This window comes from Streptomyces sp. NPDC004031 (genome assembly GCF_053604375.1).
In genome coordinates this window covers 22957-29357 of the sequence record NZ_JBSGHL010000083.1, presented here as the reverse complement: position 1 = coordinate 29357, position 6401 = coordinate 22957, and the positions used below count along the sequence as shown (strand labels likewise).

The following is a 6401-nucleotide window of genomic DNA, read 5'->3' as shown; positions in this document are numbered from 1 at the left end:
ACCCTGCACGACCGCGAGCTGGACCGGCTGCGCGAGTCCGACCGCAAGCTCGTCCGCCAGCTCCAGCGCCAGTACGTGGAGGTGTGGGTGGGCGTGGTCGGCGCCGTCCATCCGGACGCCACGGAGCGTGAGGTGCGGGCCGCCGTGCACGCCGTCTTCGGCCTGCTGAACTCGACGCCCCGCCTCGGCGCCCAGGCCGTGCTCGCCAGCCGCGCCGGGATGTCCGAACTGCTGCGCAAGCTGGCCCTGGGCGCCCTGTCCGCCCTGGACAGCGCGCAGGACTGGCGGGTAACTTACTGAGCGCTTGCTTATTCCGTCGGCCGTGCCCGCGCGCGGCGGCGGGGGACGGCGGGCCGGTCAGTCAGTTCAGTCGTCACCACTCGCCGACGGGAGGCGCGCTGTGCGTCGTACGGTGTTCAACGAGGACCACGAAGCATTCCGCGAGACCATACGCGCCTTCATCGAGGCCGAGGTCGTCCCGGTCTACGACGAGTGGCTGGCCGCCGGTCAGGTGCCGCGCGACTTCTACCGCAAGCTCGGCGAGCTTGGCGTCTTCGGCATCGAGGTGCCCGAGGAGTTCGGCGGCGCGGGCGAGGAGAGCTTCAAGTTCCAGGCCGTCATCACCGAGGAGTGCGCCCGCGCCGGGGTCAGCTTCGGCGGCAGCAGCGTGCACACCGGCCTGTGCCTGCCGTACGTGATGGCGTACGCCACCGAGGAGCAGAAGAAGCGCTGGCTGCCGGGCTTCGCGAGCGGCGACACCATGTTCGCCATCGCGATGACCGAACCGGGCACCGGCTCGGACCTGGCCGGCATGAAGACCACCGCCAAGCTCTCCGCCGACGGCAGCCACTACGTGCTCAACGGCGCCAAGACCTTCATCACCGGTGGTGTCCACGCCGACCGCGTCATCGTCTGCGCGCGCACCGCGCCCGCGACGAAGGAGGACCGCCGGGCGGGCATCTCGCTCTTCGTCGTCGACACCACGTCCGACGGCTACGCGGTGGGCCGCAAGCTGGACAAGCTCGGCCTGAAGACGTCCGACACCGCGGAGCTGTCCTTCACCGACGTCCGGATCCCGCTGGAGGACCTGCTCGGCGAGGAGGGCAAGGGCTTCTCCTACCTCGGCCAGAACCTGCCCCAGGAGCGGCTGGCCATCGCCGTCGGCGCCTACGCGCAGGCCGCCGCCGCGATCGGCTTCACCAAGGCGTACGTCCAGGACCGCACGGTCTTCGGCCAGTCCGTCGCGTCGTTCCAGAACACCAAGTTCGAGCTGGCCGCCTGCAAGGCCGAGGTGGACGCCGCCCAGGCCGTCGTCGACCGCGCCCTCGACGCCCACGACGTGCGCGAGCTGACCGCCGCCGACGCCGCCTCCGCGAAGCTGTTCTGCACCGAGGTCGCCGCCCGGGTGATCGACCGCTGCCTGCAGCTCCACGGCGGGTACGGTTACATGAACGAGTACCCGATCGCGCGCCTGTACGCCGACAACCGCGTCAACCGCATCTACGGCGGCACCAGCGAGGTCATGAAGTCGATCATCGCCAAGTCGATGGGTCTGTGAGCGAACTGAACGAGCCCCTGCACGCACTGCTCGCCCTGCTCGATCTCGAACCGATCGAGCAGGACATCTTCCGCGGTGTCAGCCGTTCGGCGGTCGTGCCGCGGGTCTTCGGCGGCCAGGTCGCCGCGCAGGCCCTGGTCGCCGCCGGGCGCACGGTCCCCGCGGACCGCGGGGCGCACTCCCTGCACGCGTACTTCCTGCGGCCCGGCGACCCCGGCGCGCCGATCGTCTACCAGGTCGACCGGATCCGCGACGGCCGCTCCTTCACCACCCGGCGGGTCGTCGCGATCCAGCACGGCCAGCCGATCTTCCACCTGTCGGCCTCCTTCCAGGCCGCGGAGGAGGGCCTGGAACACCAGGAGCCGATGCCGCGGGCACCCGATCCGGAAACGCTCCCGGACGCCGCGGAGCTGCTGCCCGCCCACGCCGACAAGTTCCCCGACCCCGGCGTCATCGACCGGCTGCTGGAAGCCCGCGCGGCCGTCGACCTGCGCTACGTCGAGGACCCGCCGTTCCTGACCGCGGGCACCGCCCGTGAGCCGCGCTCCCAGGTCTGGTTCCGCACCCGCGGCAAGCTCGCCGACGACCCGCTGCTGCACGTGTGTCTGGCCACCTATGTGTCCGACATGACGCTGCTGGATTCCGTGCTGCTCGCGCACGGCCGCGGCGGATGGGCGGTCGGCGACGTCGTCGGCGCGAGCCTGGACCACGCCATGTGGTTCCACCGGCCCTTCCGCGCCGACGAGTGGCTGCTCTACGACCAGCAGAGCCCTTCCGCCTCCGGCGGCCGCGGCCTGGCCTCGGCGCGTATCTGGACGCAGGACGGACGGCTCGCCGTCTCGGTCATCCAGGAAGGCCTCGTCCGCATCCCCCGGGCCTGACGCCGCTAGGTGTATCGACCCGCGCCGCTCACGCGGCCCGGCCGTCCGGGAGGAGCGGCAGCCTGGCCCGCACCAGGAAGCCCCCGGGGGGCGCGGGACGCGCCTCGAAGTCCCCGCCGAGCTGGACGGCGCGCTCGCGCAGCCCGGCCAGGCCGTGGCCACCGGACGGGAGCGCGGTCGGCGGCGGCTCGGTGCCCGGCCCGTTGCGCACCTCCACCAGCAGGTCCGCGCCGCTGCGCCGGACCCGCACACACGTCCGGGCGCCCGGCGCGTGCTTGCGCACATTGGTCAGCGCCTCCTGCACGATGCGGTAGGCGGCCTGCTGCACCTCGGCCGGCGGCTCGCCCTCCGCCCCTTCGCCGACCGCGTCCAGCTCCCCGTGCGTCTGCGGTCCGGCCGCCGCGACAAGCGCCGGGATGCCGGCCAGGCCTGGGCCCGCGGCCAGTTCCTGCGCCGTCGCGGCGGGCAGCCGGAGCAGCCCGACCATCCGGCGCAACTCGTCCAGCGCGTCCCGGCTCAGCTCGCGCACCGCTCCCGCCGCTGCCCGCGCCTGCGGGCCCTTCGCCGTCGCCTCCAGCGCCCCGGACTGCACGGCGATCAGGCTGATGTGGTGGGCGACGGTGTCGTGCATCTCGCGGGCCAGCCGCGCCCGCTCGCGTACCACCGCCTGCTCCGCCGCCAGCGCGTGCTCGCGCTCCCTGCTGGCCGCCAGCTCCGCCAGCCGCCCGCTCAGCTCGCGGCGGGACGAGGCCAGCAGACCCAGCGCGGTCGGTGCGACGGCCAGCAGCGCGGACAGCATGACGGCGAGGATCGTGTCCGACAGCGACCAGGTGACCGGGTCGCGGAAGGGCCACGGCACGAGGTTCACCACGGCGGCGAGCAGCGCGCAGCCACCGATCAGCAGCGCCCGGCCGGACAGCCACCCGTACATTGCCGGGCGGCGCGTACGGCGCGGCAATGTGCCGCGTTCCCGCGCCGCCCCGCCCGCCGAGACCTCGTAGAGGGTGCCCATCGGCGAGAACCAGATGTAGCCGAGCGCGAGGGCGGGCAGGGTCGCCGCGTAGGCCGTCAGGGGGAACCGGTGGCGCAGGGGCAGCACCGCTGTGCCGAGGCAGGCGAACACCAGCGAGACGGGCCCGCCGAAGGAGCGCGTGGCCCACACCTCGGTCGCCGAAAGGGCCAGCAGCGCGGTGTCGGGGGCCGCGGCGCGGAGTCTCACCCGCGCTCCGGATGCCGGGCCAGCCCCGCCCGGTGCGCGATGACCGCGGCGGCCACCCGGTTGGGGGCACCGAGCTTGCGCAGCACCGCGCGGACGTGGTCCTTCACCGTGCCCACGGAGATGTGCAGCTCCGCCGCGATCCGCGCGTTCGGCTCGCCCGCGGCCAGCAGTGCCAGTACGTCCCGCTCCCGCCCGGTGAGGCCGCCCGGCACGGCCTCCCGCGCCTCCCGCACGCCGCCCGCCCCGTCCTCCCGGGCCGGTACGGGCCCCGGGTCCTGGGCCGGGGCGCCGAGGAAGCCGTCGACCACGGCCCGGCCCACGGTCGGGGTGAAGACCGTCCCCCCGGAGGCGAGGATGCGTACGGCGTCGATGAGGGTGCCGACCGCGGTGTCCTTGAGCAGGAAGCCGGCGGCCCCCGCCGCCATGGCGGCCCGCAGGTGCGCGCTGGTGTCGAAGGCGGTCAGCATGGCCACCGCGGGCGGCTCCGGCAGGGCCCGCAGCGCGCGCAGGACGCTCAGGCCGTCGTCCGGCGCGGGCATCACCGCGTCGAGCAGCACCAGGTCGGGCCGGGACGCGGTGACCGCGGCCAGCGCCCGGTGTCCGTCACAGTCGGCGACCACGCGGATGTCACCGGAGGATTCGAGGATGCTCCGCAGGGCGGCCCTGACCAGCGCTTCGTCGTCGACGATCGCCACCTTGACCACGCTGCCGCCTGCCTTCCTCGACCTCCTTCACTGATCGTAACGAGGGAACGGGGGCGCGTCAGGTCCACCGGGGGCGGGCGCGGGACCTCAGCCGGGCTGCGGAAGCCCGGCCTGCGCCAGCAGGTACGCCGTCATCGGCGCGTACAGATGCGGTGGCACGTTGTCGTCCAGCGGCACCGTCACCAGCACCTTTCCCTCTGCCTCGCCGACGAAGAGCGCCGGGTCGTTGCTGTCGGCGAAGCCGACCGTGTCGATGCCGCGGGAGCCCGCGCACCCGGCCCAGCCGTGGTCGGCGACCACCAGATCGGGGGGCGCCTCGCCCTGGCGCTCCAGCCCGTTCAGGACCTCCCGCATCGGGTCCGGCGAGTGGGTGTGCACCAGGCCGCCGGCCCGGTGCAGCATGGCGACCGACCCGACGTGCCGGATCTCGCCCCCGTCGGCGTAGAGCCGGTCCGCGGGCAGCACCAGGGTGCAGCCCGCCGCCCGCAGCGCCAGGCCCAGCGTGTGGTGCACCTCGTACAGCCCCGCGGGGTGGCCGGTGGCCAGCAGCACCCGGGAGCGGTTCTCCGCCGCCTTGTGCAGCGCGACCGCCATCCGGTCCAGACCGTCGACCGTCAGCTCCGGGTCGATCGTGTCCTGCCCGACGATGTGCCCGGCGTCGGCCACCACACCGCAGCGCTCGGCCATCAGCCCGAGGACGTCGGCCCGGTCGGTCCAGCGGTCCCCGAGGTCCAGGCCGAACCAGTAGTAGCGGTTGCCCTCCGCCAGCTCGCGGTAGTGGTCGAGGTTGTTCTCCCGGCTCGTGGCGACGTCCCCGGCTATCCGGGCGTGTATCAGATGGGAGACGAGGGCGCGGCGGGTGGGCGCGGCGGCGCCGGGATGCTTGGGCATGGGGACATTGTCCCGCCCCGCGGCGTGCGCGTGCGAGGTCCTGTGGATCGACGCCGAGGCGTAATAGACCGCCTGGTTGCGCGGGAACGTACAAGTCGGGGACTTCCCGCGGCGACGTACGGTCGCCGGGACCCGCACCGCGTGCCTCCCGCACGCAGAAAGGCAGTCAGCATGAGCAGCGCACAGCCGCGCGGCCCCGTCGACTCCTCGCGCACCCCGCGCTTCGCAGGCCCGGCCACCTTCGCCCGGCTGCCCCGGCTGGACGAGGTGGGCAGCACCGACATCGCCGTCGTGGGCGTCCCGTTCGACAGCGGGGTGTCCTACCGGCCCGGAGCCCGCTTCGGCGGCAACGCGATCCGTGAGGCGTCGCGCCTGCTGCGCCCCTACAACCCGGCGCAGGACGCGTCGCCCTTCGCGCTCGCCCAGGTGGCCGACGCCGGTGACATCCCCGTCAACCCGTTCGACATCGCCGAGGCGGTGGAGGGGGTGCAGGCGGGTGCCGACGAACTGCTGGACACCGGGGCCCGGCTGATGACGCTCGGCGGCGACCACACCATCGCGCTGCCGCTGCTGCGGGCCGTCGCCCGTCGGCACGGCCCCGTCGCGCTGCTGCACTTCGACGCGCACCTGGACACCTGGGACACCTACTTCGGCGCCCCTTACACCCATGGGACGCCCTTCCGCCGCGCGGTCGAGGAAGGCCTGCTCGACACCTCCGCGCTCAGCCACGTCGGCACCCGCGGCCCGCTGTACGGGCGCCGCGACCTGGACGACGACGAGCGGATGGGCTTCGGCATCGTCACCTCGGCCGACGTCATGCGGCGCGGCGTCGACGAGGTGGCGCAGCAGCTCAGGGAGCGGATCGGAGACCGGCCGCTGTACATCTCGGTCGACATCGACGTCCTGGACCCCGCCCACGCGCCCGGCACCGGCACCCCGGAGGCGGGCGGGATGACCTCGCGCGAGCTGCTGGAGATCCTGCGCGGGCTCGCGGACTGCACGCTGGTCTCCGCGGACGTCGTCGAGGTCGCCCCGGCCTACGATCACGCCGAGATCACCTCGGTCGCCGCCTCCCACACGGCCTACGAGCTCACGACGATCATGGCCCGGCAGATCGCCGCGGGCCGGGACGCCTCCTAGGGGGCCGC

The 6401-nt window shown here is 73.9% G+C and carries 6 protein-coding genes and 1 pseudogene; 4 read left to right on the top strand and 3 right to left on the bottom strand.

The window, feature by feature from the left end; genetic code table 11:
• The 3 genes and pseudogenes from ACWERV_RS33950 to tesB form a co-directional block, all read left to right on the top strand.
• Positions 1 to 300, top strand: a pseudogene (locus ACWERV_RS33950) (TetR/AcrR family transcriptional regulator); the annotation flags it as partial.
• A 100-nt stretch (positions 301 to 400) separates the two neighbouring features.
• On the top strand, positions 401 to 1558 hold the full coding sequence (locus ACWERV_RS33945; RefSeq protein ID WP_452940470.1) for an acyl-CoA dehydrogenase family protein: 1158 nt from the start codon (positions 401 to 403) through the stop codon (positions 1556 to 1558).
• A 5-nt stretch (positions 1559 to 1563) separates the two neighbouring features.
• Entirely contained in the window at positions 1564 to 2439 is an 876-nt protein-coding gene (gene tesB, locus ACWERV_RS33940; protein WP_452940471.1) for an acyl-CoA thioesterase II, read from the top strand.
• Positions 2440 to 2467: 28 nt separating this feature from the next.
• Here tesB and ACWERV_RS33935 read toward each other — a convergent pair whose 3' ends face one another.
• The 3 genes from ACWERV_RS33935 to ACWERV_RS33925 form a co-directional block, all read right to left on the bottom strand.
• The gene (locus ACWERV_RS33935; RefSeq protein WP_452940468.1) at positions 2468 to 3658 is read right to left on the bottom strand and encodes a sensor histidine kinase; all 1191 of its coding nucleotides are present in this window, start codon (positions 3656 to 3658) and stop codon (positions 2468 to 2470) included.
• Positions 3655 to 4353 (bottom strand): response regulator, encoded by a 699-nt coding sequence (locus tag ACWERV_RS33930; RefSeq protein WP_452940467.1) that lies wholly within the window; start codon positions 4351 to 4353, stop codon positions 3655 to 3657. The genes ACWERV_RS33935 and ACWERV_RS33930 overlap by 4 nt, the downstream gene beginning before the upstream one ends.
• A gap of 96 nt (positions 4354 to 4449) precedes the next feature.
• Positions 4450 to 5253 (bottom strand): phosphatase, encoded by an 804-nt coding sequence (locus ACWERV_RS33925; protein ID WP_398181376.1) that lies wholly within the window; start codon positions 5251 to 5253, stop codon positions 4450 to 4452.
• A 171-nt stretch (positions 5254 to 5424) separates the two neighbouring features.
• Here ACWERV_RS33925 and speB point away from each other — a divergent pair, with 171 nt between their 5' ends.
• Positions 5425 to 6393: an agmatinase gene (speB, locus tag ACWERV_RS33920; RefSeq protein ID WP_398181379.1), complete on the top strand. Its 969-nt coding sequence runs from the start codon at positions 5425 to 5427 to the stop codon at positions 6391 to 6393.
• Positions 6394 to 6401 lie beyond the last annotated feature (8 nt).

What these genes read in the sequence shown, in the direction of transcription:
- ACWERV_RS33925 (WP_398181376.1), bottom strand. Translation starts at nt 5,253, where the DNA reads ATGCCCAAGCATCCCGGCGCCGCCGCGCCCACCCGCCGCGCCCTCGTC.
- speB (WP_398181379.1), top strand. Translation starts at nt 5,425, where the DNA reads ATGAGCAGCGCACAGCCGCGCGGCCCCGTCGACTCCTCGCGCACCCCG.